Here is a 23,782-nt window from a genome sequence, read left to right on the forward strand (position 1 = left end):
ACGGCCGGCGCACCATCCGGGAAGGACGATGCGCCGGCCGGCTGCCGAGTGGGGTCACCGGGCTTCGGCCGCGGCGGTCCGCCCGGCCGCGCGGCCGAACACGGCGGCGCGCATGAGGGCGGCGCCCCGGGGACAGTCGCCGTGGAACAGCCCGCCGGTGGCTTCGCCGGCCGCGTACAGACCGGGCACCGGTACCCCGTCGTCATCAGCTTGATGTGCGGCGGCCCCGCGGAAGGGGCCGTGGCCGTGCGTGCGGAGCCGGCCCGGTTCGCCCTTCGGCTTCACCAGGCGAAGGCCAGTGGCTCCGCCGGCCGGCCGGCGGCCGGCACCGGGCCGGTGTGCCGGACGAACCCCTTGCCGGGGATGCCGACCTCGTCGGTCAGCCAGTTGGCGGTGTCGATGAGCCGGGACAGGTCGATTCCGGTGGACACTCCGGCCAGCTCCAGCAGCTGCACCGCGTCCTCGGTGCACACGCCGCCGCCCTGGGAGCCGGGCATGGCGGGATGGCCGCCGCTGCCGGCCAGTGAGGTGTCGATGGCGCGGACGCCGAGGTCGAGAAGGGGGAGCAGGGCTGCGAGACCCATGCCGCGTCCGTCGTGGATCTGCACGGTGAGGTGGTCGGCGGGCACGTGGGCGAGCGCGGCGGTGACGAGTTCGCGGATCTGGGGTGGCGCGGCGTAGCCGACGGAATCCGCGAGGATCCAGCGGTCCACCCCGATGTCGAGGAGCCGCCGGGCCAGCGGTTCGAGGTCCGCGGCGCCGCGGGCGGGGCCGGTGGGCCCGCCCCAGGCGAAGATGAGGTAGGTGTCGAGCACCAGGTCGCGGTCGGCGGCGAACGCCGCCATGCGCTCGAGTTCGGCGAGGGAGTCGGCGGTGGACCGGCCGATGTTGGCACGGGCGAATCCCTCGTCCACCGAGAGGAGGAAGGACGCCGTGTCGGCGCCGGCGTCGGCCGCGCGGGCGAGACCGCGCGTGTTGCCGACGCAAGCGCCCAGGGTGAGACCGGGAACCCGGGGGACCCGGGCGAACACCTCCGCGGCGTCGGCGAGACCCGGCACCAGGTCGGGCCGGACGAACGAGGACAGCTCGAACGAGCGGACACCGGCGTCGAGGAGCCGTCGCACCAGCTCGGTCTTCACCTCGGTGGGGACCGGGTGGTTCTGGAAGGTCAGGCGTGGCGCGATCTCGCGGATGCGCACATCGGGCTGGGGCACGGTGGGTTCCTCAGGCATGTCGGGTCGGCTTGAGCCCGGCGGCGTACGAGTCCCAGGCGTCCGTCGCGCCCTGGAGGCGCAGGTCGCTCTTGCGCACCTTGCCGGTCGGGGTGGTGGGCAGTTCATCCAGGACGCGGTAGTAGCGCGGGACCATGAAGTGCGGCATGGACCGGTCGCAGTGCGCGAACAGCTCCTCGAAGTCCAGGCGCTGACCGGGTGCGAGCTGGAGCACGGCGAGCACCTCGTCCTCGCCCAGTTCGGAAGGCGCCGCGACCGCCGCGGCGGCCACCACGCCGGGATGGGCGAGCAGGACCGACTCCACCTCGTGGGAGGAGATGTTCTCGCCGCGGCGGCGCAGGGCGTCCTTCTTGCGGTCGATGAAGTAGAAGTACCCGTCCTCGTCGGTGTAGCCGAGGTCCCCGGTGTGCCACCACAGGTCTCGCATGGTCGCGAGGGTCGCGGCCGGATTCCGGTGGTAGCCGGAGAACATGATGTGCGGCAGCCGGGGCCGGTAGACGATCTCCCCGGCCTGGCCGGGGGCGGCACGGTGGCCGGATTCGTCGTGGACCTCCAGGATGGACGATTCGGTCGGCAGTCCGATCGAGCCGATCTTGCGGGCGTGGAGCGGGTTGTAGAGCACGTTCTTGATCTCGGTGAGCCCGTACCCCTCGACGATGTGCACCCCGAACCGCTCCTCGAAGGGGTGCAGCACCTGCGGCGGGGCGGGCGCGGCGAACAGCTTGGTGACGTAGTGGTCCCGGTCGCGGTCCGAGGGCGGCTGGGCGAGGAGCATCGGCAGGATGGAGCCGAGCGCGTTGAACTGGGTGACCCGGTGCGCCCGGACCTCGTCCCAGAACCCGCTGGCGCTGAACCTGCGGCCGAGCACCAGGGTGGCACCGGCGTAGAAACAGTGCAGCGAGATGTTGATCTGGGCCGCGCCGTGGAACAGCGGCAGACAGGTGTAGAGCCGGTCCTCGGGCGTGGTGCCCATCTGCCGCGCGCACTCGCGCCCGCCGACCAGGGCCATCAGATGCGGCTGCACGACCCCCTTGCTGCGCCCGGTGGTGCCGGAGGTGAGCATGATGGCGGCCGGGTGGTCCGGCGCGACCTGGGGGAGCCCGGTCTCCGGGCCGCCGGCCGCGAGCAGTTCGCGCCACGTCCGCACGTCGACCCCGCGCGGGGCGCGGCGGGGCGCCGCGTCGTCGAGCAGGATCACGGACTTCAGGGTTTCCGGTGGTTCCGGCAGCTCGGCGACGAGCTCCAGCAGGGCCGCTTCGGTGACCAGGACGCGTACGTCGGTGCTGCGGAGCGCGTGGTCGAGGAACGAGCCCTTGTAGGCGGTGTTGACCGGTACCTCGACGAGACCGGCGCGGGCCGCGCCGAGCCAGGTGAGCAGGTATTCGGGCCGGTTGGGCAGGAAGATGCCGACCGAGCTGCCCGGGGTGCCGCCCAGAGCGACCAGGCCGCGCGCCACCTCGGTCACCGCCGCGTCGAGCGCGCCGTAGGTCAGTGCGGTGTCGTGGAAGACGAGCGCGGTCCTGTCCGGGTGCGCCGCCGCGCGGGCGGCGATGAGTCCGCCGACCGTCCCGTCGGCGAGATCGTCGAAGCCCGGGACGTGCGGGCTCCGCGCGTTGTCCCCGGTCATGCGCGCAACTCCTTCTTGGCTCGGGCCAGGAAGCCTTCCAGGGCCGGGTCCCACGCCGCTTCGGCGCCGGTCGTCACGAGGAACGTGTCGACCCCGAGGTCCCGGTACCTGCCCAGGGTGTCCAGGATGCGCTCCTCGGTGCCGACCAGCGCCTGGGAGTTGGCGAATCCGCCCAGCAGCTTGGTCAGGCCGGTCCAGAAGCAGTCGTCGTGCAGCTCCTCGGAGATGAGCGCGAGCGCGCGTTCCCGCCCGACGGAGGTGTCGGTGGAGGACGAGCGCAGGAAGGCCGGGGTGCCGGCGGCCTCGGCGATCCGCCGTTCCACCGAGCGGGCCTGGGCCCAGGCGTCGTCGTCGGTGTCGCCGACGAACAGCCGCAGGCTCAGGGAGAACCGCATCCGGCGGCCGTAGCGCTCGGCGGCGGCGGTGACCCGGTCGATGCGTTCCTTCGTACCGGCGAACGGCTCGCCCCACAGCATGTAGAGGTCGGCGTGGCGGGCGCCGAAGTCCACGGCGTCGTCGCTCTCCCCGCCCATGAAGATCGGGACCTGACCCTGGACCGGCTTGGTCTGGATCTTCACCGCCTCGGCCGTGTAGTACTCGCCGTGGTGGTCGAAGGGCGCGGTTTCGGTCCAGGTACGGCGGACGACGTCGAGGTACTCGATCGCCCGCCGGTAGCGTTCGCCCTTGGCCAGGTGGTCCGACTCGCGGCGCAGGTCCTTCTCGGAGCCGCCGACGACCACGTTGACGGCGAGCCGGCCGCGGGCCAGCACGTCGAGGGTGGCGAAGTAGCGCGCGGCGGCGACCGGCGGCATCACCCCGGGCCGGTGCGCGACGATGGGCGAGAACTTCCGCGACAGCGCGAGCGCGAACGGCGCGGTGGCGTGGTTGTGCGGCCAGGTGGCGGAGTAGCCGACCAGGACCCGGTCGATCACCTCGGAGCGATCCAGTTCCTGGATCCTCGCGATGAGCTGATCGGGGTCGGTCTCGTCGGCCTGGAGGGGCTGTAGCCCGGTGAAGAAGTCGACCATGATGTGGTCCTCAGCTCTCTGTGGGGAACGCCTGACGGGGCAGCGGGCGGCGGGGCACCGGCTGCTGGGGCGTCGGCTGGTGGGCGAGCCAGTCCTGGTGCCGGGCGAAGTGGTCCGGTCGGCGCGTGCGCAGTTCCGCACGGGCGGTGGCGAGCGCCTGGCCCGTGGCGGCGAGTGCCGGATCCGCGGTGGCGAGCGTCATCCGCGCCGACACCTCCCACCGCCTGCCGTGGTGGGCGTCGACGCGTGCCAGGACCGTGAGCGGCCGCTCCACGGGCACCGGGCGGAGATACTCGACCGTCAGGGATCTGGTGACCAGCCGTGGCTCGGTGCGCAGGGCGGCCATGCTGAGCACGTCGTCGAACACCGCGGCGATCCAGCCACCGTGCGCCACCTCGGGCCCGCCGCACCAGGAACGCGCGCAGGTGACGTCGAACCACAGCACGCCGTCCCGCGCACCGGCGACCTCCACGCCCAGCCGGCAGGCGTCGTCCGGAGCGCAGCCGCCGCACAGCAGCCGGCCGGAGGCGGATGGCTCGATCGCGAAGTCGTCCATGTCGTCCACCTCAGTCATGGGCCGTTCCCCCGCCCTGGGTGGGAAGTCCCGCCTCCCGGCGCATGGCCTCGACCACCGCTGCGGGTACGTCGATCGTGCCGCGTCGCAGTGTCTCCTCCCGGTGGGCGACCGAGCGGTCGAACGGCACCCGGACGGCGGCGCCGCCGTCGACCGGGCGGGTCGCCCGGATCGCGTCGGCGAAGGCGGCGACCCGCCGGCGGTAGTCCGCCGGGTCGGTCAGCACACCGGGATCGACCAGCAGGACGAGGAAACCGCAGTCCGAAACGCCGGGCGGGTCGGCGGCCGCGCCGGTCATCATGCCGAGCAGTTGGACGACCATCGCCAGCCCGGAACCCTTGTGCCCGCCCCACACGCCGAACGCGCCCTCCAGGGCGGCGGCCGGGTCGAGCGTCGGGGCGCCGGTGGCGTCGTAGGCCTGGCCGGGTTCCAGCCGCGCACCGAGCCGGGCCTTGAGCATCACCTCGCCGTACATGACCGACGCGGTTCCGATGTCCCAGATGACCGGCGCCGGTGTGGACGGGAAGCCGAATGCGATGGGATTGGTGCCGAACCGTCCCTCCGTACCTCCGTGGGGCGCCACCACCGCGGGCCCGCTGCCCGCGATCATTCCGGCGAGCCCGGCGTCCGCCGCCTTCTCCAGGTAGTAGGAGAACATGCCCGTGTACCAGGTGTTGCGGGCGCCGACCACCGCCACTCCGTGCGCACGGGCCTTTTCCACGGCCAGGTCCAGTGCGCGCATGCCGACGAGGTAGCCGACCCGGTCCCCGCCGTCGAGGCTCGCGGAGACCGCTGTCTCGGCGACGACCCGGATCGGGCCCGGGGGCTGTGGGGTGGCGCGGAGACGTTCCACCACCGACAGCGCGCGGGCGAGCCCGCCGAAGGACAGGCCGCGCAGTTCGCAGTCGAGCAGGTGGTCGGCGATGATCTCGGCCTCGGCGGCGCTGTGCCCGGCCCTGGCCATCGCGGCGGCGACCAGCGCGTGGGCCTCGGACGGGGTCAGCGTGGTCATGGGAGCGTGGTGTGGCGACGTCTTCGCTTGTGTAGTGGTCATGACATACCTCTCCTTTGAGGTTGTCGGTCACCGGGATGTTCTCCGCCCTCAGGCGGCCGCGAGGTGGTGGTAGTGGCTTCGGAAGAACAGCAGCGGGGACGCCTCGGTGCGGGCGTCGAGATCGTCGACGCGCCCGATGACGATGTGGTGGTCACCGGCGTCGTGCACGGCCTCGATCGTGCAGGCGATCCACGCCACCACGCCGTCGATGACCGGATCTCCGTGGGGCCCCGGCTGCCAGGTCACACCGGAGAACTTGTCGCCGCCGGACACCGACAGCGCCCGGCAGATCCATTCCTGGTCGGTGGCGAGGACGTTCACGCAGAAGCTGCCGCGTTCGGCGATGGCGGGGAACGTCGATGAACTCTTGCCCGGCAGGAACGCCACCAGCGGCGGGGTGAGCGAGGCCGAGGTGAAGGAGGACACGGCCATGCCCACCGGTTTGCCGTCCGCGTCACGCGAGGTGATCGCGGTGATGCCGCTGGGGAAGTGCCCCAGAACCGATCGGAACCGGGTGGGATCGGGATCCTGCCGCGCGGAGTGAGCGAAGCGCGTTGTAAGCATGCTTGGATAATATAAGCATGCGAACAAATTGCAAGAGGGCTGATACCTCGGACTCCGGTCCTGCCACTACGCTGCACCTGTGACAGACCCCCTGCCGTACATCAGCCCCATGAACGACGACCGGCCCCCGTCACGGGCGGCGACCGGCATGGATGAGGCGTCCTCGCTGATCGACGCGGCCTTCAGGCTCGAGCGAGCGGTCACCAGGATCGGGAACACCCGGCTGCGGCCGTGGAATATGACGCTGTCGAGCTACACGGCGCTGCGGATTCTCGCCGGACAGCCCCAGCTCAGCCTCGCCCAGCTGTCACGGCGCTGCTACGCCCGGCCGCAGACCATGACCCGGATCGTCACCCAGCTGGAGAACCGCGGCTTCGTGGCCCGTGGCGCACACCCGGAAAGCGAACGTGCGCTGTCGCTGAAGGTCACCGAGGCGGGCCTGGCGGCATTGGAGCAGATGGGCGCCGAGGTGCTCAAGATCAGCGACACGCTGAACGCCACGCTCGGCCTGGAGGACATCGTGGCGGCGGACCGGAACCTGCGGCGGGCCGCGCTCGTGGTCGAGAACGAACTGCGGGAGATGAAGCGGCCGGACGAAGGCTGAGACGGCCGGAACCCCCTTCCGGCCGCCGGCCCCCGAAACGGGCGGCTCCCCGAAACGGGCGGCTCCCCGAAACGGGCGGCTCCCCGAAACGGGCGACGCCATCACCTCTTGGCCACGAGATCCCTGAGCGCGATGTTGAGTTCGAGGACGTTCACCCGCGGCTCGCCGATGAATCCGGCCACCCGGCCCTCGGTCGTGTCCTCGACCAGCTTCGCCACCTGGGCGACCGGCAGTCCGTTCCGCGCGGCGACCCGGTGGACCTGGAGCCGCGCGTACCGCGGGGAGATGTCCGGGTCCAGGCCGGAGCCGGAGGACGTCACCGCGTCGGCGGGGACCTGGGACGGCTTCACGGTGTAGCCGGGCACCGAGTTGGCCTTGATGACCGCGGCCTTGGCGTCCTCGACCCGCCGGCGGAGGTCCTCGCTGCCGGCGGAGAGGTTGGTGGCTCCGGACAGCAGCAACTGGTACCGGGTGTTGACGCTGTTGGTGCCGAGGCCGCCCGCCGGGCGTCCCTGGAACCATCGGAGGTCGGGCTCCGGGGTCTGCCCGCCCTTCTTCGGCGGCAGGTTGTACGACTGCCCGATCAGGGAGGAGCCGACGACCTCGCCGTCCGCCCTGATCTCCGAGCCGTTCGCCTTGTCGTGGAACAGCCCCTGGGCGATGCCGGTGACCACCAGCGGATAGATGACGCCCGTCACCAGGGTCAGCATGAGGAGGGCGCGCAGACCGGCCCCGAGCAGCCGGGCGGTGTTCATGACGGAGTGGTTCATGGCGATCAGCCGATCCCGGGGATGAGGGAGATGAGCAGGTCGATGATTTTGATGCCGATGAAGGGGGCTATCAGCCCGCCGAGGCCGTAGACCCCGAGGTTGCGCCGCAGCATCCTGTCCGCGCTCACCGGCCGGTACCGCACGCCCTTCAGGGCGAGTGGCACCAGCGCGAGGATGACCAGCGCGTTGAAGACGACGGCGGACAGGATCGCGGAGTCCGGCGAGGACAGCCGCATGATGTTCAGGGTGTCCAGGCCCGGATGGACCGCCGCGAACAGCGCCGGGATGATCGCGAAGTACTTCGCCACGTCGTTGGCGATGGAGAACGTCGTCAACGCGCCACGGGTGATCAGCAGTTGCTTGCCGATTTCGACGATCTCGATGAGCTTGGTCGGGTCGGAGTCGAGGTCGACCATGTTGCCGGCCTCCTTGGCGGCCGACGTCCCGGTGTTCATCGCCACGCCGACGTCCGCCTGCGCCAGCGCCGGGGCGTCGTTGGTGCCGTCGCCGGTCATCGCGACCAGCTTGCCGCCCGCCTGCTCGCGCTTGATCAGCGACATCTTGTCCTCGGGAGTGGCCTCCGCGAGGAAGTCGTCGACGCCCGCCTCGTCCGCGATCGCCTTGGCCGTCAGCGGGTTGTCACCCGTGATCATGACGGTTTTGATGCCCATCCGGCGCAGCTCCGCGAACCGCTCCCGCATCCCGTCCTTGACGACGTCCTTGAGGTGGATGACGCCCAGCACCCGTGCCCCGTCGGCGTCGGCGGCCGCCACCAGCAGCGGGGTGCCACCGGCCGCGGAGATCCGGTGGACGACGCGATCCGCGTCCTCGGGGACCGTTCCGCCCTGCTCCCGGACCCAGGCGAGCACCGAACCGGCCGCACCCTTGCGGATCCTGCGGCCGTCGAGGTCCACTCCCGACATCCGGGTCTGCGCGGTGAACTCGATCCACTCGGCGCCCACCAGTTCGCCCTGGTGGCGCTCGCGCAGCCGGTACCTCTCCGTCGCCAGGACGACGACGGACCGGCCCTCGGGGGTCTCGTCGGCCAGCGAGGACAGCTGGGCGGCGTCGGCGACCTCGGCCTCGGTGGTGCCGCGCACCGGTACGAACTCCGCGGCCTGCCGGTTGCCCAGGGTGATCGTGCCGGTCTTGTCCAGCAGCAGCGTGGACACATCGCCGGCGGCCTCGACCGCACGGCCCGACATCGCCAGCACATTGCGCTGCACCAGGCGGTCCATGCCCGCGATGCCGATCGCCGACAGCAGCGCGCCGATCGTCGTCGGGATCAGGCAGACCAGCAGCGCCACCAGGACCACCATCGTCAGCCGCGTGCCCGCGTAGGCGGCGAACGGCGGCAGGGTGGCGCAGGCGAGCAGGAAGACGATCGTCAGCGAGGCGAGCAGGATGTTCAGCGCGATCTCGTTCGGCGTCTTCTGCCGCGCGGCGCCCTCGACCAGATGGATCATCCGGTCGATGAAGGTCTCGCCCGGCCTTGTCGTGATCTTGACGACGATCCGGTCGGAGAGCACCTTCGTCCCGCCGGTCACGGCGGACCGGTCGCCCCCGGACTCGCGGATGACCGGCGCGGACTCACCGGTGATCGCCGACTCGTCGACCGAGGCGACGCCCTCGACGACATCGCCGTCACCGGGAATGACATCGCCGGCCTCGCAGACCACCAGGTCACCGATCCGCAGTACGGTGCCGGGCACGCGCTCCTCGGCCGTGCCGTCCGCGGTGAGCCGCCGGGCCACCGTATCGGTCTTGGCCTTGCGCAGGGTGTCGGCCTGCGCCTTGCCGCGGCCCTCGGCGACCGCCTCCGCCAGATTGGCGAAGACCACGGTCAGCCACAGCCAGGCACTGATCGCCCAGCCGAACCAGTCGCCCGGGTCCTGGACGGCGAACACGGTGGTCAGCACGGAGCCGACCAGCACGACGAACATCACCGGGGAGGTGACCATCACCCGCGGGTCGAGCTTGCGGAAGGCGTCCGGCAGCGATGTGAGCAGCTGCCGGGGGTCGAAGAGGCCCGCGCCGACCCGGCCCCCGGCCGAGGTGTGCCCGGTGGGAACGTCGCCGTGCGGCGCCCTGGTGGGAGTGGCAGTGGACATGGAGTCCTCGTGGTTTTCTGTGCGGGTGGTCATCACGCCAGCCCCTCGGCCAGCGGCCCCAGCGCCAGGGCCGGGAAGTACGTCAGACCGGTGATGATCAGGATCGCGCCCGTCAACAACCCCGTGAACAGCGGCTTCTCGGTGCGCAGCGTGCCCGCGGTGGCCGGGACCGGCCGCTGCCCGGCGAGCGAGCCCGCGAGCGCCAGGACGAAGACCATGGGCAGGAAGCGGCCGAGCAGCATCGCGAGCCCGGTCGTGGTGTTGAACCAGTCGGTGTTCGCGTTCAGGCCCGCGAAGGCCGACCCGTTGTTGTTGGCGGCGGAGGTGAAGGCGTACAGCACTTCGGAGAAGCCGTGCGCCCCGGAGCCCAGCATCGAGTGCGGTGGCGTCGGCAGGGCCATGGAGACGGAGGTGAGGACCAGCACCAGCGCCGGGGTGATCAGGATGGAGCAGGCCGCCAGCTTGATCTCACGAGGACCGATCTTCTTGCCCAGGTACTCGGGCGTCCGGCCGACCATCAGCCCCGCGAGGAACACCGCGATGACCGCCATGATGAGCATGCCGTAGAGGCCCGAACCGGTACCGCCGGGCGCGATCTCACCCAGCATCATGCCGAGCAGGGTGATACCGCCGCCCAGACCCGTGAACGAGGAGTGGAAGGAGTCGACCGCCCCGGTCGAGGTGAACGTGGTGGACACCGCGAAGATCGACGAGGCGCCGACGCCGAAGCGGACCTCCTTGCCCTCCATCGCGCCACCGGCGGCCTGGAGGGCCGGGCCGTGGTGGGCGAACTCGGTCCACATCATCAGGGCGGTGAAACCGGCCCAGATGGTGACCATCGTCGCCAGGATCGCGTAGCCCTGCCGGACCGAGCCGACCATGATCCCGAAGGTGCGGGTCAGGGCCAAGGGGATGACCAGGATCAGGAAGATCTCGAAGAGGTTGGTGAACGGGGTCGGGTTCTCGAACGGATGGGCGCTGTTGGCGTTGAAGTAGCCGCCGCCGTTGGTGCCCAGCTCCTTGATGGCCTCCTGCGAGGCGACCGCACCGCCGTTCCACTGCTGCGAGCCGCCCATGAACTGGCCCACCTCGTGGATGCCGGAGAAGTTCTGGAGGGCGCCACAGGCCACCAGGACGACCGCGGCGATCGCCGCGCCGGGCACCAGGACACGGACCGTGCCGCGCACCAGATCGGCCCAGAAGTTGCCGAGCTCACCGGTGCGCGACCGCGCGAAGCCGCGCACCAGCGCCATCGCGACCGCGATGCCGACCGCGGCCGACACGAAGTTCTGCACCGCCAGACCGGCGGTCTGCACGACGTGGCCCATGGTCTGTTCGCCCGCGTACGACTGCCAGTTGGTGTTCGTCACGAACGACGCGGCCGTGTTGAACGCCTGCGCCGGCTCGATCGAGGAGAACCCGAGCGAACCGGGCAGGCCGCCCTGGAGCCGCTGCAACAGGTACAGGAAGAGCACCCCGGCCGCCGAGAAGGCCAGCACCCCGCGCAGATACGCGGCCCAGCGCATCTCGGTGTCGGGGTTGGCGCCGATGCCCCGGTAGAGCCACCTCTCCACGCGCCAGTGTGTGCCGGAGGAGTAGACCTTGGCCAGATAGGTGCCGAGGGGTACGTAGGCGAGCGCCAGCGCCCCTACGAGGGCGAGCAGCTGGAGCACGCCGGCGAGTACGGGACCCATCACCGCTCTCAGAACCTCTCCGGGAAGATCAGGGCGAGGACGAGATAGCCCAGCAGGGCGACGGCCACGACCAGGCCGACGACGTATTCGGCGGTCACAGCTTCGTCACCCCCTTGGCGACGAAGGCCACCAGCGCGAACACCGCGATCGTGGTGACGACGAAGGCCAGATCGGCCATCGCGAGCTCCTGGAAGAGGTCGGGAAATCCGCAAGCGGATCGGATGCACAGCAGGAAACCCCGCCCATTGGCCGGATTCGAGCGTCGTTGACGGGTCCCATACGGCCCTCCGCACGCCTTTGACGCGCCCCTTACGCCCCCGCGCGACGTTCCGGACGCACGCCGGACAACCCCTTCCCCTCGGGGGGGCGAACTCTGACCGCGCGGGGCGGGGCGCCACGCGCGAGCGCGGACGACGGCACGGCCGTGCGGAGGTGTAGCCCCGGCCGCTTCCGGGCACCCGCGCCCCAGCAAGGATCACGCCTACCAGTACAGCGGGCCCGGTTCGCACCCTCTGGCCGGGCCGCGGAACAGGAAGGCCATGAGCAGCGGTTTCATGGGGCCTGGAGGCTTCGGTCCAGACCCGTTCGAGGAATTCATGGCGCGATTCCTCGGCGGCGGGCCGCGTCCCGGCCTCCGGCACATCGACATCGGCCGCCTGATGAGCGGCCCCGCCCGGCAACTCGTCGTGGACGCGGCCTCCTACGCCGCCGAGCACGGCAGCGCCGATCTGGACACCAAGCATCTGCTGCGCGCCGCGCTGGCCACCGAGCCGACCCGGGGGCTGCTGGCGGGGGCGGGCGCCGACACCGAGGCGCTGGCCGCGGAGATCGACCGGATGAGCGGCGACGGACCGCCGCGGACCCAGCTGTCGGTCACTCCCGCCGTCAAGCGCGCCCTGTTGGAGGCCCATGAACTGGCGCGCGCCGGTGGCGCCGGCTACATCGGCCCCGAGCATGTGCTCGGAGCGCTGGCCGCCAACCACGACTCCACGGCCGGCCGCATCCTCAACTCCCTGCCGCTGGACCCCACGGCGGCCCAGCGCGGGCCGCAGAGCACACCGGGCCGGCCGCCGTCGGCCACCGGGGCCGGGCAGCAGCCCGGCCGGCGTCATGACACGCCCACGCTCGACAAGTTCGGCCGCGATCTGACCGACCTCGCTCGCGCGGGCCGTATCGACCCGGTCATCGGCCGTGAGCAGGAGATCGAGCAGACCGTGGAGGTGCTGTCCCGCCGGGGCAAGAACAACCCCGTGCTGATCGGCGACGCCGGTGTCGGCAAGACCGCCATCGTCGAAGGGCTCGCCCAGCGCGTGGCCGAGGGAGACGTCCCCGACATCCTGCTCGACCGCCGGGTCGTCGCCCTGGACATGGCCGCCGTCGTGGCCGGCACCCGCTACCGCGGCGACTTCGAGGAGCGGCTGAGCGGCATCATCGACGAGATCCGCACCCACTCCGACGAACTGGTCGTCTTCATCGACGAGTTGCACACCGTGGTCGGCGCGGGAGCGGGCGGCGAGGGCGGCTCCATGGACGCCTCCAACATGCTCAAGCCCGCCCTGGCCCGTGGCGAACTCCATGTCATCGGCGCCACCACGCTGGAGGAGTACCGCCGCCACATCGAGAAGGACGCGGCACTGGCCCGCCGGTTCCAGCCCGTCCTGGTCCCCGAGCCGTCCGCCGCCGACGCGGTGGAGATCCTGCGGGGTCTGCGCGACCGCTATGAGGCCCACCACCAGGTCCGGTTCACCGATGAGGCGCTGCTCGCCGCCGTGGAGCTGTCCGACCGCTATCTGACCGACCGCTTCCTGCCCGACAAGGCCATCGACCTGATGGACCAGGCCGGCGCCCGGGTGCGCCTGCGCTCCCGTACCAAGGGGACCGATACGCGCGCCCTGGAACGGGAGATCGAGCAGCTGACCCGGGACAAGGACCAGGCGGTGGCGGCGGAAGAGTACGAGCGGGCCACCGAACTGCGCGACCGCCTCGGTGAGTTGAGCCGCCGGATGGAGGCCGACGGCGGCACGGAGCCCGATGACGGGCAGGGCCTGGAGGTCACCGCCGAGGACATCGCCGGGGTGGTCTCCCGGCAGACCGGAATTCCGGTCAGCAGCCTCACCCAGGAGGAGAAGGACCGGCTGCTCGGCCTGGAGGAACACCTGCGCACCCGCGTCATCGGACAGGACGAGGCCGTCGGCGCCGTCGCCGAGGCGGTGCTGCGCTCCCGGGCCGGACTGGCCGACCCCGGCCGCCCCATCGGCAGTTTCCTCTTCCTCGGCCCGACCGGCGTCGGCAAGACGGAACTGGCGCGGGCGCTGGCCGAGGCGCTGTTCGGCAGCGAGGAGCTGATGGTGCGTCTGGACATGAGCGAGTACCAGGAGAAACACACCGTCAGCCGGCTGGTCGGCGCTCCACCCGGGTACGTCGGCCACGAGGAGGCCGGGCAGCTCACCGAGGCCGTGCGTCGCCGCCCCTACGCGCTGCTGCTGCTGGACGAGGTCGAGAAGGCCCACCCGGACGTCTTCCACACCCTCCTCCAGGTGCTCGACGACGGCCGGCTCACCGATGCCCACGGCCGCACGGTCGACTTCCGCAACACGGTCGTGGTGATGACCAGCAACCTCGGCTCCGAGGCCATCGCGGGGCACGGCGCCGCCCTCGGCTTCAAGGCCGTGGACGCCGAGACGGACGAGCAGGCCCGGCGCGAGCGCGTGCTGCGACCGCTGCGCGAGCACTTCCGTCCCGAGTTCCTCAACCGCATCGACGAGATCGTGGTCTTCCGCCGGCTCACCGACGAGCATCTGCGCGAGATCACCGACCTGCTGCTGGAGGAGACCCGGCGCCGGCTGCGCGCGCAGGACGTCACCGTCGAGTTCGCCCCGGAGGCCGTCGACTGGATCGCGCGGCGCGGGCATGAACCCGCGTACGGGGCCCGGCCACTGCGCCGCACCATTCAGCGACAGGTCGACAACGGTCTGTCGCGGATGCTGCTGGACGGTGCCCTCTCCCCGGGCGACCGGGTCCGGGTGGACGTCGCGGACGGACACCTGGCGTTCCGCACGGATACGGCCGCGAACGGGAAGCGGCTCTGACACGCACGGCCCACGGCCGTATCGTGGAAAACAAGGTAAAACGGCCGGAAAGGAGTGCATCGGACATGGATCAGAGGAACCCGAACGCGGACCCCGACCGCACTCCTGGGCTCCGGCCGGGCGAAGCGGAGCCCGACCGCACTCCTGGGCTCCAGCCGAGCGGGCTCGTACCTCCGGGGGAGACCCCACCGGCCGAAGGCAGCACCCCGGACGCGGGTCCGCAGGAGACGTACAACCCCACGAAAGGCTGGGCGAAGGGACCCACGATCGTCATCCTCGCCCTGGTGGTGCTGTTCGTGGCCTTCTGCCTCGCGTTCGCGATCACCCTCTGAGGGCGGGGCCCGGAAAAGGGCCTATGAGGGCCTATGAGAGGGGGTCCGGGCCTCGAGAGGCGCCGGACCCCCTGTCAGTGGGTTTCCTCAGTCGGCTTCGGCCGGCGGATCAGCCGCCGAGGCGGGCCTTCAGCAGCCGCTTGCCCAGCTCGGCGCCCTTGCGGCTGTCGGCCTGGGCCTTGCGGAACAGCTCCGCGACCTCGGTGTCGTTGGCGCGTTCCGCGTCCTGGATGTAGGTCTCCATGCGCAGCGCGTTGCTCAGGCACGCCTCGACGTACCAGATCAGGTTGTAGTCCTTGTCCTTGGTGCCGGTGGCTTCGCCGGTCTCGGCCGTGTGGGTCATGGCGTCTCTCCTTTCCCGTGACGCGTCGCCGAGTGCCCCTGATCGCCGTGGTGATGCGTAGTCCCGCCGCCACATCGCACCCGACGTTCGCCTTTCGCGGTGGCCGGGAAAACGTGGAGGGACGCGAAGGAGGTCTGTTGATGCGTGCGGACGACCACGAGGCGCCGGGAGAGGACGGCCGGGAGGCGCGGTCCGGCCGGGTGGAGACCAGGGAGGAGCGGGCCGACCGCAAGTGGGCCGAGCTGCTCCAGGAGGTGAGGGTGACGCAGACGGGTGTGCAGATCCTGTTCGCGTTCCTGCTCACGGTCGCCTTCACCCCGCGCTTCCAGGGCCTCGGCCAGGTGGACCGGACGATCTACGTGGTGACCGTCCTGCTCGGCGCGGCGGCCACCGGCGCGTTGATCGCACCGGTCTCGTTGCACCGGATCGTCACCGGACGGCGGCTGAAGCCGGAAACGGTGGACTGGGCCGCCCGCTTCACCATGGCCGGGCTGGTGCTGCTGCTGTGCACGGTGGCGTCGGCGCTGCTGCTGATCCTGCGCGTCGTGGTCGCCCACAGCACCGCGTACTGGCTGGCGGCCGCCGCTCTGTTGTGGTTCGTGACCTGCTGGTTCGTGCCCGCGGTCTGGCTTTTCCACCGGTCGCGCAAGGGGCGCTGAGGGGCCCGGAGAACCACACCGGTCGGGGGCCGGGCCCGGTGTCGCCCGGTTTTCCTTCCCTGCGGCGGGGCACCCGCCGGGCATGGATCATAAGCAGGCTCCCGTCCTGGAGGCCCTCGCCCGGTACCACGAGCGCGGGTCACTCCCCTTCACACCGCCCGGACACAAGCAGGGCCGGGGCGCCGACCCCGAGGTCGTCAAGATCCTGGGCGACGACGTGTTCCGCGCCGACGTCCTCGCCTTCGGCGGCCTGGACGACCGGCTTCAGTCGGACCGTGTGCTGGAGCGTGCGGAGGCCCTGATGGCGGACGCCGTGCACGCCGAGCACACCTTCTTCACGACCTGTGGCAGTTCGCTCTCCGTCAAGGCGGCGATGCTGGCGGTCGCCGGCCCCCACCAGACCCTGCTGGTGGGCCGGGACGCGCATAAATCAGTGGTCTCCGGCTTGATCATCTCCGGGGTCCGCCCGGTCTGGGTGGAACCCCAATGGGACGCCGACCGCCACCTCGCCCATCCACCGTCCGCCGAGTCCTTCGAGCGGGCCTTCGACGCGCATCCGGAGGCCAGGGGCGCTCTGGTGACCAGCCCTACCCCGTACGGCGCCTGCGCCGACCTGGCGCGGATCGCCGAGGTGTGCCACCGGCGCGGGCGCCCGCTGATCGTCGACGAGGCGTGGGGAGCGCATCTGCCGTTCTGCTCCGAGCTGCCGAGCTGGGCCATGGACGCGGGCGCCGACGTCTGCGTGACCAGCATCCACAAGATGGGCAGCGGTCTGGAGCAGGGCTCGGTGTTCCATCTGCGGGGCGATCTGATCGACCCGGCCGTGCTGAAGTCCTGCGCCGATCTGCTCGGCACCACCAGCCCGTCCGTGCTGCTCTTCGCGGGCATGGACGGGTGGCGTCGGCAGATGGTGACAGACGGCGAGGACCTGCTCGGCGCGGCCTTGCGGCGGGCCCATGCGGTGCGCGAGGAGATCGAGGCCATCGACGGTCTGCACGTGGACGGGCGGGCGGACTACGTGGGTCCCGGCCGCGCCGCCGACTTCGACCCGCTGCCCGTGGTCATCGACCTGACCGGTCTTCGGGTGAGTGGCTACCGGGCGGCCGACTGGCTCCGGGAACACCACGACGTCAACGTCCACCTGGTCGACCACCGGCGGATCAGCACCCAGCTGACCCACGCGGACAACGACTCGACGACCGGCGCGCTGCTGGCGGCGCTGCGCGAGCTGCCCGGCCACGCCGACGCGCTGCGGCCCGCTCCCGAAGTGGCCGTGCCGGCACCGGGCCAGTTGCGGATGGAGCAGTCCTGCCTGCCGCGCGACGCCTACTTCGGCTCGGTGGAGGACCTGCCCGTGGAACGGGCGGCGGGCCGGGTGGCGGCCGAGATGGTCACTCCCTACCCGCCGGGCATCCCGGCCGTGCTGCCCGGTGAGGTGCTGGCCCAGCCGGTCCTGGACTATCTGCGCACCGGAGTGGAGGCCGGGATGAACCTCCCCGACGCGGCCGACCCCACCCTGCACACCATCCGGGTCCTGGTCGAGGGGACCGGAGCCGACTGACACACCGCCCGGCGAAGCCGAGCTGCGCGATGAGGAAGATGAGGAAGAGGAACGGAAGGAAGGACGGACGGTGAGCCAGACGCGTCCGGCGACGACGACCGGGCCGACGCCCCTGCCCACGCGGCGGGGTGAGGTGTCCGCCGCGCTGGCCGACGCCCTCGTGCGCGAGCCCGGCGAGATGGCACTGCCCACCGGCCGCCCGCTGCGGGAGGCCGATCCGTACGGCGACGATCTCCAGCTCGCGCTGTATATGTGCTACGAGCTTCACTACCAGGGGTTCTCCGGGGTGGACGACGCGTGGGAGTGGGACCCGGAGCTGCTGCGGACGCGGCAGGCGCTGGAGCGGAGGTTCCTGGAAGCGCTGCGCCCGGATGCCACCACGCACGACGACCCGGACGCCGCCGTGGCCGGTCTGCTGGTGGAGCCCGCCGGGGGGACGGGGGTGTCGCACCATCTACGGGACGACGGTGAGCTGTGGCAGATGCGTGAGTACATCGCGCAGCGGTCGCTGTACCAGCTCAAGGAGGCCGACCCGCATGTGTGGGCCGTGCCACGGCTGCGGGGTCAGGCCAAGGCGGCGATGGCGGCGGTGGAGTACGACGAGTTCGGCGCCGGGCGCGGGGAGCGGGTGCACGCGGAGCTGTTCGCCGACCTGATGGCCGACCTGGCCCTGGATCCGACGTACAACCACTATCTGGACGCCGCGTCGGCCCGGATGCTGGCGGTGGTCAACATGATGTCGCTGCTGGGGCTGCACCGGTCGCTGCGCGGTGCTCTGGTGGGCCACTTCGCGACGGTGGAGATCACCTCGTCGCCCGCGTCCGACCGGCTGGCCCAGGCGCTGCGGCGGATGGGCGCGGGGGAGGCGGCGGTGTTCTTCTACACCGAACACGTCGAGGCCGACGCCGTACATGAGCAGATCGTGCGCCATGAGGTGATCGGCGATCTGCTCCGGAGCGAACCCGCGCTGGCCGCGGACGTGGCATTCGGGGTCGATGCCACCGTGTTCCTGGAGGACCGGTTCGCCGAGGAGGTCCTGGGGGCCTGGCGGGAGGGCCGGTCCTCACTCCGCGTCCCGCTGTGATCCGCGCCGGGACGCCGGCGGGCGGCGGCGGTGGCTGGTGTCGCACCACGGGTAGCGCGCGCTGCGGCCGCACATGCACACGGCCGCGGTGAAGCGGTCGGAGCGCACCACGCTGCCGTCGGGCAGGGTGATCTCGACCGGTCCCTCGATCAGCATCGGGCCGTCGGTCCCCATCCTCACCCGCACGGCGGGGTCACGCCGGTGCACGGCGGGGTCACGCCTGTCGTTCGGCACGGATCACCACCAGTTCTTCCTTCCGTTCGCCCGGGGCGATCAGCCCACGGGCCTCCAAACAGGGCGCCTGCTCGCGCAGCACCGGCCCGAAGGGGACGATACGGCGGTCGGCCACCGCCGCCCGCAGTCCCGTCCGCGTCAACTGCTCGACGGTCCGCTCCGCACCGCACAGCGCCGAGTGCACCAGCAGCAGCACCCCGCCGGGACGCAGCAGCGGTGGCGCGTCCGCGCAGATCCGGTCGATCAGCGCCCGCCCGTCGGTACCGCCCCGCCAGGCCACCCCCCGGCCCCGCCAGGCCATACCGTGGCCCCGGCGCCCCGCCACGGGCACATAGGGCGGGTTGGCGACGATGAGATCAAAGGTGCGGTCGGCGACCGGGGTCAGCAGATCGCCGTGGCGGACACGGACCCGCAGTCCTTTGAGGCAAGCCCGGAGCCAGGTGGCGCCCACGGCGAGCGGTGAGACATCGACCGCGGTCACCTGGGCCGCGCCGCGCTCGGCCGCGGCGAGGGCCAGGGCACCGCTGCCCGTCCCGACGTCCAGAACGGACGTGTCGGCGGTGATGTTCTCCTGGAGCAGGGCCTCGGTCAACAACCACGTGTCGTCCTGTGGCGCGTACACACCGGGAGTCGCTTTGAACACCATAGGTGGCGTGTACCCACAAAGGGCACCGACGTGCACACGAACATCGCCGTGCACACGAACATCGCCGGGCACACGAACCCGTCGGACACCTCGCGCCGGCGCGGCGGGACCGGCTCAGCCGGCCGGGCGGTACGGCGGGAGTTCCCCGGAGCCGCGCGGGATGAGGCGTGGCGGGAGCAGCCGTCCGGTGATGGCGCGGGAGGGGTCGGCCAGCTGCTCGATCAGCGCGGTGGCCGCCGCCTTGCCGATCGCCGCCGGGTCCTGGGCCACCACCGTCAGCCCGGGTTCGAGTTCACCGGCCAGCTCGACGTCGTCGAAACCCAGCAGGGCGATGCGGTGCTGGGCGCCGGCGCGCCGCAGCCCGCGTACGGCACCGATGGACAGCGCGTTCCGGGCGGCGATGACGGCCGTGGCCCGGCCGGAACCGTTCGCGATCCGCTCGGTGATGTGGGCCGCCGCCTCGGTGTCCTCGACGGTGTGGTGGAGCAGCCCGGGGTCGGGAGTGAGTCCCGCTTCGGCGAGCGCCGCCTGGTATCCGGCGAAGCGCAGCCGCATCGGCGCGGATCGCAGGTCCCCGAGGTAGGCGATGTGTCGGTGGCCGTGGTCCAGCAGATGGCGGACCGCCTGGCGCATACCGCTCTCGTTGTCGCTGAGCACCGCGGGTGCGTCAAGACCTTCGGCCGGCCGGTCGACGAGCACCAGGGCCATGCCCCGCCGCAGGTGGGGGGTGAGGTAGGACTGGTCGCCGGGGGGCGGCGCGAGCAGCAGTCCGTCGACATCGCGGTCACGGAAGGCGTCGAGCAGCAGCCCCATCCGCTCATGGTCCTCGTCGGTGCTGGCGGTGAGGACGAACGAGCCGACCGAGCGGACCACGTCCTCGACCGCCCGGTGGATGGCGGCGGAGAAGGGGTTGCCCACATCGTGCAGGATCAGCCCGATGGTCCAGGGCGAGAGATCCGGCCGGCGCAGCGAGGTGGCCACGGCGTTGCGCGCGTATCCGAGTTCGGCCACCGCGGCGAGCACCCGCTCGCGCAGATCGGCGCGGACGCGGGGATGGCCGTTGACGACGCGGGAGGCCGTCATGGGGCTGACGTTCGCGCGGGCGGCGACGTCCTTGATGGTCGGCCGGCCGCTGCCCCGGCCCGGTCGGTTCGCACCGTGGTCCGAGCCTCGCGGGTTCCGCCCCAGTGGCGCCGTGCCCCGTGCTGAGCCCACCGATTCCTCCCTCTTGACGTATGCGGAAACCCTATCGTAGCTTCCAGGTAACGTTACCTCGCTGCCACGGCAGCCCCCGTTCCCACGCGTCACCGCTTCCGGGACGAGGCGGACTCGCCGCGGCGCGGTCCGTGGCTCACCGGCCACCCCCTACCTCAGCACCTGTCAGGGAACTCATCTGTGCGCGCATCCGACGCGCACCCGGACGAAGGCAGGATCGATGCCTCCCCCGTCTCGACGCGCCGTCCTCGGAATGACGGCCATGGCCATCTCGGTGCCCTCCGCGCTCACGGCGTGCTCGCCGTCCGGAGGGCGGAACGGGGCGATGTCCTTCTGGAACCTATGGGGCCCGGCCAAGGGGGCGGGCGCCGCCAAACCCAGCGACTGGTTCGTCACCATGGCGCGGGAGTGGAACGCGCGGAACCGGGCCAAGGTCGAGCTGACCTACTTCTCCGGCAACACCTACACCAACGGCTCCACGCTGCCCACCGCCTTCCTCGCCGACAAGGGGCCGGACATCTTCGCGCTGAGCCCCGGCGATTTCCTGCGCTACGCGAACGGCGGAGTCCTGGAGGACCTCACGCCGTACCTGACCCGCGAGGCGATCGACGACTTCGTGGACGGCGCCCTCGACACCCGCACCGTGGACGGGAAGATCTACGGACTTCCGCTGTCCCTCCAGCCCCACGCCTTCTACTACGGGATCGACGCCTGGGAGCGCTCGGGGCTGTCCGAGGGCGACATCCCGCGCACCTGGGACCAGTTCCTGTCCGTGGCGGAGCGGCTGACCACGAAGAAGAGGTTCGGCCTGACGCTGGAGACGACGCCGGGCTATCTGCAGAACTTCTGCTGGTACCCCTTCATGTGGGCCGGTGGCGCGGACGCCGTGGCACCGGACGGCACATCGAGCGCCTTCCGGGAACCGGGCGCGGTGGAGGCGCTGCGTTTTTGGCAGGAGACCATCCAGCGAGGCGTGGCACCGCGCAGATCGCTCGGCACCGGCTCCACCGACATCACCGCCAACCTCCTCGTCGACTACTGCGGCATCCAGCACTGCGGCCCTTACGGGGCGAGCACCTTGCGCAGCGCGGCGCCGCACTTCGCATTCGGCGTGTTCAAACAGCCGGTCCCACCGGGCGGGACGTACACCACCGATGTGGGCGGCTGGGCGTTCGTGGTGAACCGGCGCGGCAGGAACCCGGAGGCGGCGGCCCGGTTCGTGGTGTGGGCGCTCGGCTCCATGGAGGAGTCCTGCGTCAAGCGCATGGCGGACTGGTGCACGGTGGCGAACAGCGACATGCCGCCGCGGAAGAGCGTGGCGCGCCTGGCGGAGCAGCGCGGCTACTTCGAGGACCCCATCATGAAGTACTTCCACGAGGAGGTCGTGCCCGGCGGACGGGGCGAGCCGCGCTATCCGCCCAACGTCTACCAGCCCATCTCCGAGGCGATCCAGGCATGCCAGCTCAGCGGCGCCGATCCGCGGGCGCGGGCCGACCGCGCGGCGGACCTCATCGAGGACGCGCTCGCCACCTACGAGGGAGCGAGGATCTTTTGATGGATGTCACCGTGGCGTCCTCCGCGAGGCAACCCAGGCGGTCCGTGACGAGCGGCAGACGCCCCCTGTCGCAGCGCGGCCGTGAGACGGTCGCCGGCTATCTGTTCGTCGCCCCCAGCGTCATCGGGATGTTCGTCTTCCTGGTGCTTCCCATGATCGCGTCGCTCACCATCAGTTTCTTTCGGGTGTCCGGGTTCGGGGACTACGAGTTCATCGGCCTGGACAACTACCGGACACTGCTGTCCGACCCGGTCTTCGCCTCCTCGCTGAAGACCACCGGGCTGTTCACCCTGGCGTTCGTGCCGACGCTCTTCACGGTGAGCCTGTGTCTCGCCCTGTTGGTGAAGAAGCAGCGGCGCGGCATCGGGCTGCTGCGCAGCCTGTTCTTCGCCCCGAACGTCGTGAGCCTGGTCGTGGTGGGCCTGGTGTGGCAGTTCCTGCTGACCGACCATGTGGGCGCGGTCAACCGCTCGTTGGAGCGGATGGGCCTGTCCGGCGAGTCCTGGCTGGGCAATCCCCGGTACGCCCTGTTCGCGGTCGTGGTGATCAGCGTGTGGTTCTTCATGGGCTACTACATGATCATTTTCCTCAACGGGCTCCAGGACATCCCCTCCGCCTACTACGAGGCCGCCCGGCTCGACGGCGCGGGGCGCTGGCGGTCGTTCTGGAACGTGACCTGGCCGCTGCTCCGGCCCACCAGCCTGTTCGTGCTCGTCATGACCACCCTGACGGCGATCGGGGCCGCCGGGATCTTCGACCTCATCTACGTCATGACCAAGGGCGGCCCCGACTACAGCACACAGGTCGTCATGTTCTACATCTACCAACGGGCCTTCCAGCTGAACGACTTCGGCTACGCGGCGGCCATGGCAGCCGTGGTCTCGTTCGCCCTCATGATCATCATGTTCGTCATGCTGCGCATCACCAAGGGAGGGAAGGTCGATGCCTGACACCGCCCGGCTGCCACGGCGACGGCCGTCCCGCCTCGGCCCGACGGCCGTCTGGGGGAGCATCGCCTTTCTCGCGCTGCTGACCGTCGCCCCGCTGCTCTACATGGTCTCCACGGCCTTCAAACAGGCCAAGGACGTCTACACGCCGGACCTCATACCCGGTTCCCCGACCCTGGACAACTTCCGCTACATCTTCTCCGAGATCCCCATCCTGCGGTATCTGTTCAACTCGTTCCTGGTCGCCGCCGTCGTCACCGTGCTGTCCCTGTTCTTCCACTCGATGGCCGGCTACGCCCTGGCCAGGCTGAGGTTCCGGGGCCGTGACACCATCTTCTCCGGCATCTACGCCACGCTGCTCATCTCGCTGCCGCTCATCATGGTGCCGCTGTTCCTCGTCGCGAAGACACTCGGCATCCTCGACTCCTACCTCGGGATGATCCTCCCGGCCGTCTTCAACGCCTTCGGCATCTTCTTCCTGCGGCAGTTCTATCTGAGCTTCCCGGACGATGTGGAGGAGGCCGCGCGACTCGACGGATGTGGCTACTGGCGCATCTACTGGCAGGTGATCCTGCCCATGAGCAGGCCCTTGCTGACCGCCCTGGCGGTCTTCTTCTTCCTGGGCACCTGGAACTCCTTCCTGTGGCCGCTGACGATCGTCCAGAACCCCGATCTCATTCCGGTCCAGGTCGGGATCTCCAACTTCCAGGGACAGTTCTCGGCCGCCTGGAACTACTCGATGGCGGCCTCGACAGTGGCGGCGCTGCCCACCCTGATCCTCTTCTTCGTCTTCCAGAAGCAGTTCACCGAGACCATCAAGACCTCCGGCGGCCGCTGACCGCCACCCGCCCCGGAACCA

The 23,782-nt window shown here is 70.9% G+C and carries 24 protein-coding genes; 9 read left to right on the forward strand and 15 right to left on the reverse strand.

Annotated elements, in window-relative coordinates:
- Positions 1-54: 54 nt before the first annotated feature.
- Genes N6H00_RS36715 through N6H00_RS36745 form a run of 7 tightly spaced genes read right to left on the reverse strand, consistent with a single transcriptional unit; the run spans position 55 to position 6,079 of the window.
- Entirely contained in the window at positions 55-285 is a 231-nt protein-coding gene (locus N6H00_RS36715) for an FAD-binding protein (protein ID WP_268976193.1), read from the reverse strand.
- Positions 282-1,232 (reverse strand): pyruvate carboxyltransferase, encoded by a 951-nt coding sequence (locus N6H00_RS36720; protein ID WP_268976194.1) that lies wholly within the window; start codon positions 1,230-1,232, stop codon positions 282-284. The genes N6H00_RS36715 and N6H00_RS36720 overlap by 4 nt, the downstream gene beginning before the upstream one ends.
- Positions 1,225-2,859 (reverse strand): AMP-binding protein, encoded by a 1,635-nt coding sequence (locus N6H00_RS36725; RefSeq protein ID WP_268976195.1) that lies wholly within the window; start codon positions 2,857-2,859, stop codon positions 1,225-1,227. Before N6H00_RS36725 ends, N6H00_RS36720 begins: the two co-directional genes overlap by 8 nt.
- Complete coding sequence (locus N6H00_RS36730; protein WP_268976196.1) at positions 2,856-3,887, reverse strand: LLM class flavin-dependent oxidoreductase; 1,032 nt, start codon at positions 3,885-3,887, stop codon at positions 2,856-2,858. The genes N6H00_RS36725 and N6H00_RS36730 overlap by 4 nt, the downstream gene beginning before the upstream one ends.
- Positions 3,888-3,897: 10 nt before the next feature.
- Positions 3,898-4,461 (reverse strand): PaaI family thioesterase, encoded by a 564-nt coding sequence (locus N6H00_RS36735; RefSeq protein ID WP_268976197.1) that lies wholly within the window; start codon positions 4,459-4,461, stop codon positions 3,898-3,900.
- Positions 4,454-5,515 (reverse strand): Ldh family oxidoreductase, encoded by a 1,062-nt coding sequence (locus tag N6H00_RS36740; protein WP_268976198.1) that lies wholly within the window; start codon positions 5,513-5,515, stop codon positions 4,454-4,456. The genes N6H00_RS36735 and N6H00_RS36740 overlap by 8 nt, the downstream gene beginning before the upstream one ends.
- Positions 5,516-5,563: 48 nt before the next feature.
- Entirely contained in the window at positions 5,564-6,079 is a 516-nt protein-coding gene (locus N6H00_RS36745) for a flavin reductase family protein (protein ID WP_268976199.1), read from the reverse strand.
- Positions 6,080-6,158: 79 nt separating this feature from the next.
- On the opposite strand from N6H00_RS36745, the gene N6H00_RS36750 reads away from it, so the two are divergent.
- Entirely contained in the window at positions 6,159-6,683 is a 525-nt protein-coding gene (locus N6H00_RS36750; protein WP_268976200.1) for a MarR family winged helix-turn-helix transcriptional regulator, read from the forward strand.
- 101 nt (positions 6,684-6,784) lie between these two features.
- Here the strand turns inward: N6H00_RS36750 and N6H00_RS36755 are convergent, their stop codons facing one another.
- The 4 genes from N6H00_RS36755 to kdpF are packed head-to-tail and all read right to left on the reverse strand — an operon-like array spanning position 6,785 to position 11,356.
- Entirely contained in the window at positions 6,785-7,453 is a 669-nt protein-coding gene (locus tag N6H00_RS36755; RefSeq protein ID WP_268976202.1) for a potassium-transporting ATPase subunit C, read from the reverse strand.
- A 5-nt stretch (positions 7,454-7,458) separates the two neighbouring features.
- Positions 7,459-9,597 carry a potassium-transporting ATPase subunit KdpB gene (gene kdpB / locus N6H00_RS36760; protein WP_268976203.1) on the reverse strand — a complete coding sequence of 713 codons (2,139 nt, stop codon included), beginning with the start codon at positions 9,595-9,597 and terminating at the stop codon, positions 7,459-7,461.
- Positions 9,597-11,258 (reverse strand): potassium-transporting ATPase subunit KdpA, encoded by a 1,662-nt coding sequence (gene kdpA / locus N6H00_RS36765; RefSeq protein WP_268976204.1) that lies wholly within the window; start codon positions 11,256-11,258, stop codon positions 9,597-9,599. Before kdpA ends, kdpB begins: the two co-directional genes overlap by 1 nt.
- Before the next feature lie 8 nt (positions 11,259-11,266).
- Positions 11,267-11,356, reverse strand: coding sequence for a K(+)-transporting ATPase subunit F (gene kdpF / locus N6H00_RS36770; protein ID WP_268976205.1), 90 nt, complete (start codon positions 11,354-11,356; stop codon positions 11,267-11,269).
- A gap of 441 nt (positions 11,357-11,797) precedes the next feature.
- On the opposite strand from kdpF, the gene N6H00_RS36775 reads away from it, so the two are divergent.
- Both N6H00_RS36775 and N6H00_RS36780 read left to right on the forward strand, forming a co-directional pair.
- Positions 11,798-14,347: an ATP-dependent Clp protease ATP-binding subunit gene (locus N6H00_RS36775; RefSeq protein WP_268976206.1), complete on the forward strand. Its 2,550-nt coding sequence runs from the start codon at positions 11,798-11,800 to the stop codon at positions 14,345-14,347.
- A gap of 65 nt (positions 14,348-14,412) precedes the next feature.
- A complete protein-coding gene (locus tag N6H00_RS36780; protein ID WP_268976207.1) occupies positions 14,413-14,679 on the forward strand; it encodes a DUF6480 family protein in 267 nt (88 codons plus the stop codon).
- 109 nt (positions 14,680-14,788) lie between these two features.
- Here the strand turns inward: N6H00_RS36780 and N6H00_RS36785 are convergent, their stop codons facing one another.
- On the reverse strand, positions 14,789-15,022 hold the full coding sequence (locus N6H00_RS36785) for a hypothetical protein (RefSeq protein ID WP_268976208.1): 234 nt from the start codon (positions 15,020-15,022) through the stop codon (positions 14,789-14,791).
- A gap of 140 nt (positions 15,023-15,162) precedes the next feature.
- On the opposite strand from N6H00_RS36785, the gene N6H00_RS36790 reads away from it, so the two are divergent.
- The 3 genes from N6H00_RS36790 (at position 15,163) to N6H00_RS36800 (ending at position 18,326) form a co-directional block, all read left to right on the forward strand.
- Positions 15,163-15,681 (forward strand): DUF6328 family protein, encoded by a 519-nt coding sequence (locus N6H00_RS36790; protein WP_268976209.1) that lies wholly within the window; start codon positions 15,163-15,165, stop codon positions 15,679-15,681.
- Between the two features lie 82 nt (positions 15,682-15,763).
- Positions 15,764-17,242: an aminotransferase class I/II-fold pyridoxal phosphate-dependent enzyme gene (locus N6H00_RS36795; RefSeq protein WP_268976210.1), complete on the forward strand. Its 1,479-nt coding sequence runs from the start codon at positions 15,764-15,766 to the stop codon at positions 17,240-17,242.
- A 70-nt stretch (positions 17,243-17,312) separates the two neighbouring features.
- Positions 17,313-18,326, forward strand: coding sequence for an iron-containing redox enzyme family protein (locus N6H00_RS36800; RefSeq protein WP_268976211.1), 1,014 nt, complete (start codon positions 17,313-17,315; stop codon positions 18,324-18,326).
- Here N6H00_RS36800 and N6H00_RS36805 read toward each other — a convergent pair.
- The 3 genes from N6H00_RS36805 to N6H00_RS36815 form a co-directional block, all read right to left on the reverse strand.
- Positions 18,306-18,500, reverse strand: coding sequence for a CDGSH iron-sulfur domain-containing protein (locus N6H00_RS36805; RefSeq protein WP_268977259.1), 195 nt, complete (start codon positions 18,498-18,500; stop codon positions 18,306-18,308). The two genes, N6H00_RS36800 and N6H00_RS36805, sit on opposite strands and share 21 nt — an antisense overlap.
- Before the next feature lie 40 nt (positions 18,501-18,540).
- Positions 18,541-19,206: a HemK2/MTQ2 family protein methyltransferase gene (locus N6H00_RS36810; RefSeq protein ID WP_268976212.1), complete on the reverse strand. Its 666-nt coding sequence runs from the start codon at positions 19,204-19,206 to the stop codon at positions 18,541-18,543.
- A 114-nt stretch (positions 19,207-19,320) separates the two neighbouring features.
- Positions 19,321-20,568 carry a LacI family DNA-binding transcriptional regulator gene (locus tag N6H00_RS36815; protein WP_329618594.1) on the reverse strand — a complete coding sequence of 416 codons (1,248 nt, stop codon included), beginning with the start codon at positions 20,566-20,568 and terminating at the stop codon, positions 19,321-19,323.
- Between the two features lie 115 nt (positions 20,569-20,683).
- On the opposite strand from N6H00_RS36815, the gene N6H00_RS36820 reads away from it, so the two are divergent.
- From N6H00_RS36820 to N6H00_RS36830, 3 genes are read left to right on the forward strand one after another with little or no spacing between them, the layout of a single operon-like run.
- Positions 20,684-21,976: an ABC transporter substrate-binding protein gene (locus N6H00_RS36820; protein WP_268976214.1), complete on the forward strand. Its 1,293-nt coding sequence runs from the start codon at positions 20,684-20,686 to the stop codon at positions 21,974-21,976.
- A gap of 44 nt (positions 21,977-22,020) precedes the next feature.
- Positions 22,021-22,926 carry a carbohydrate ABC transporter permease gene (locus N6H00_RS36825; RefSeq protein ID WP_268976215.1) on the forward strand — a complete coding sequence of 302 codons (906 nt, stop codon included), beginning with the start codon at positions 22,021-22,023 and terminating at the stop codon, positions 22,924-22,926.
- Positions 22,919-23,761, forward strand: a complete 843-nt coding sequence (locus N6H00_RS36830) for a carbohydrate ABC transporter permease (RefSeq protein ID WP_268976216.1) — start codon at positions 22,919-22,921, stop codon at positions 23,759-23,761. The genes N6H00_RS36825 and N6H00_RS36830 overlap by 8 nt, the downstream gene beginning before the upstream one ends.
- The last annotated feature ends 21 nt before the right edge of the window (positions 23,762-23,782 follow it).

Origin of the sequence: Streptomyces sp. S465 (assembly GCF_026898115.1) — a bacterium.
In the GTDB taxonomy this organism is placed as follows: domain Bacteria; phylum Actinomycetota; class Actinomycetes; order Streptomycetales; family Streptomycetaceae; genus Streptomyces; species Streptomyces luomodiensis.

What these genes read in the sequence shown, in the direction of transcription:
- N6H00_RS36795 (WP_268976210.1), top strand. Translation starts at nt 15,764, where the DNA reads ATGGATCATAAGCAGGCTCCCGTCCTGGAGGCCCTCGCCCGGTACCAC.
- N6H00_RS36820 (WP_268976214.1), top strand. Translation starts at nt 20,684, where the DNA reads ATGGCCATCTCGGTGCCCTCCGCGCTCACGGCGTGCTCGCCGTCCGGA.
- kdpA (WP_268976204.1), bottom strand. Translation starts at nt 11,258, where the DNA reads ATGGGTCCCGTACTCGCCGGCGTGCTCCAGCTGCTCGCCCTCGTAGGG.
- N6H00_RS36745 (WP_268976199.1), bottom strand. Translation starts at nt 6,079, where the DNA reads ATGCTTACAACGCGCTTCGCTCACTCCGCGCGGCAGGATCCCGATCCC.
- N6H00_RS36735 (WP_268976197.1), bottom strand. Translation starts at nt 4,461, where the DNA reads ATGACTGAGGTGGACGACATGGACGACTTCGCGATCGAGCCATCCGCC.
- N6H00_RS36755 (WP_268976202.1), bottom strand. Translation starts at nt 7,453, where the DNA reads ATGAACCACTCCGTCATGAACACCGCCCGGCTGCTCGGGGCCGGTCTG.
- kdpB (WP_268976203.1), bottom strand. Translation starts at nt 9,597, where the DNA reads ATGACCACCCGCACAGAAAACCACGAGGACTCCATGTCCACTGCCACT.
- N6H00_RS36725 (WP_268976195.1), bottom strand. Translation starts at nt 2,859, where the DNA reads ATGACCGGGGACAACGCGCGGAGCCCGCACGTCCCGGGCTTCGACGAT.
- N6H00_RS36780 (WP_268976207.1), top strand. Translation starts at nt 14,413, where the DNA reads ATGGATCAGAGGAACCCGAACGCGGACCCCGACCGCACTCCTGGGCTC.
- N6H00_RS36720 (WP_268976194.1), bottom strand. Translation starts at nt 1,232, where the DNA reads ATGCCTGAGGAACCCACCGTGCCCCAGCCCGATGTGCGCATCCGCGAG.
- N6H00_RS36830 (WP_268976216.1), top strand. Translation starts at nt 22,919, where the DNA reads ATGCCTGACACCGCCCGGCTGCCACGGCGACGGCCGTCCCGCCTCGGC.
- N6H00_RS36805 (WP_268977259.1), bottom strand. Translation starts at nt 18,500, where the DNA reads ATGGGGACCGACGGCCCGATGCTGATCGAGGGACCGGTCGAGATCACC.
- N6H00_RS36730 (WP_268976196.1), bottom strand. Translation starts at nt 3,887, where the DNA reads ATGGTCGACTTCTTCACCGGGCTACAGCCCCTCCAGGCCGACGAGACC.
- N6H00_RS36810 (WP_268976212.1), bottom strand. Translation starts at nt 19,206, where the DNA reads ATGGTGTTCAAAGCGACTCCCGGTGTGTACGCGCCACAGGACGACACG.
- N6H00_RS36790 (WP_268976209.1), top strand. Translation starts at nt 15,163, where the DNA reads ATGCGTGCGGACGACCACGAGGCGCCGGGAGAGGACGGCCGGGAGGCG.
- N6H00_RS36785 (WP_268976208.1), bottom strand. Translation starts at nt 15,022, where the DNA reads ATGACCCACACGGCCGAGACCGGCGAAGCCACCGGCACCAAGGACAAG.
- N6H00_RS36740 (WP_268976198.1), bottom strand. Translation starts at nt 5,515, where the DNA reads ATGACCACTACACAAGCGAAGACGTCGCCACACCACGCTCCCATGACC.
- N6H00_RS36775 (WP_268976206.1), top strand. Translation starts at nt 11,798, where the DNA reads ATGAGCAGCGGTTTCATGGGGCCTGGAGGCTTCGGTCCAGACCCGTTC.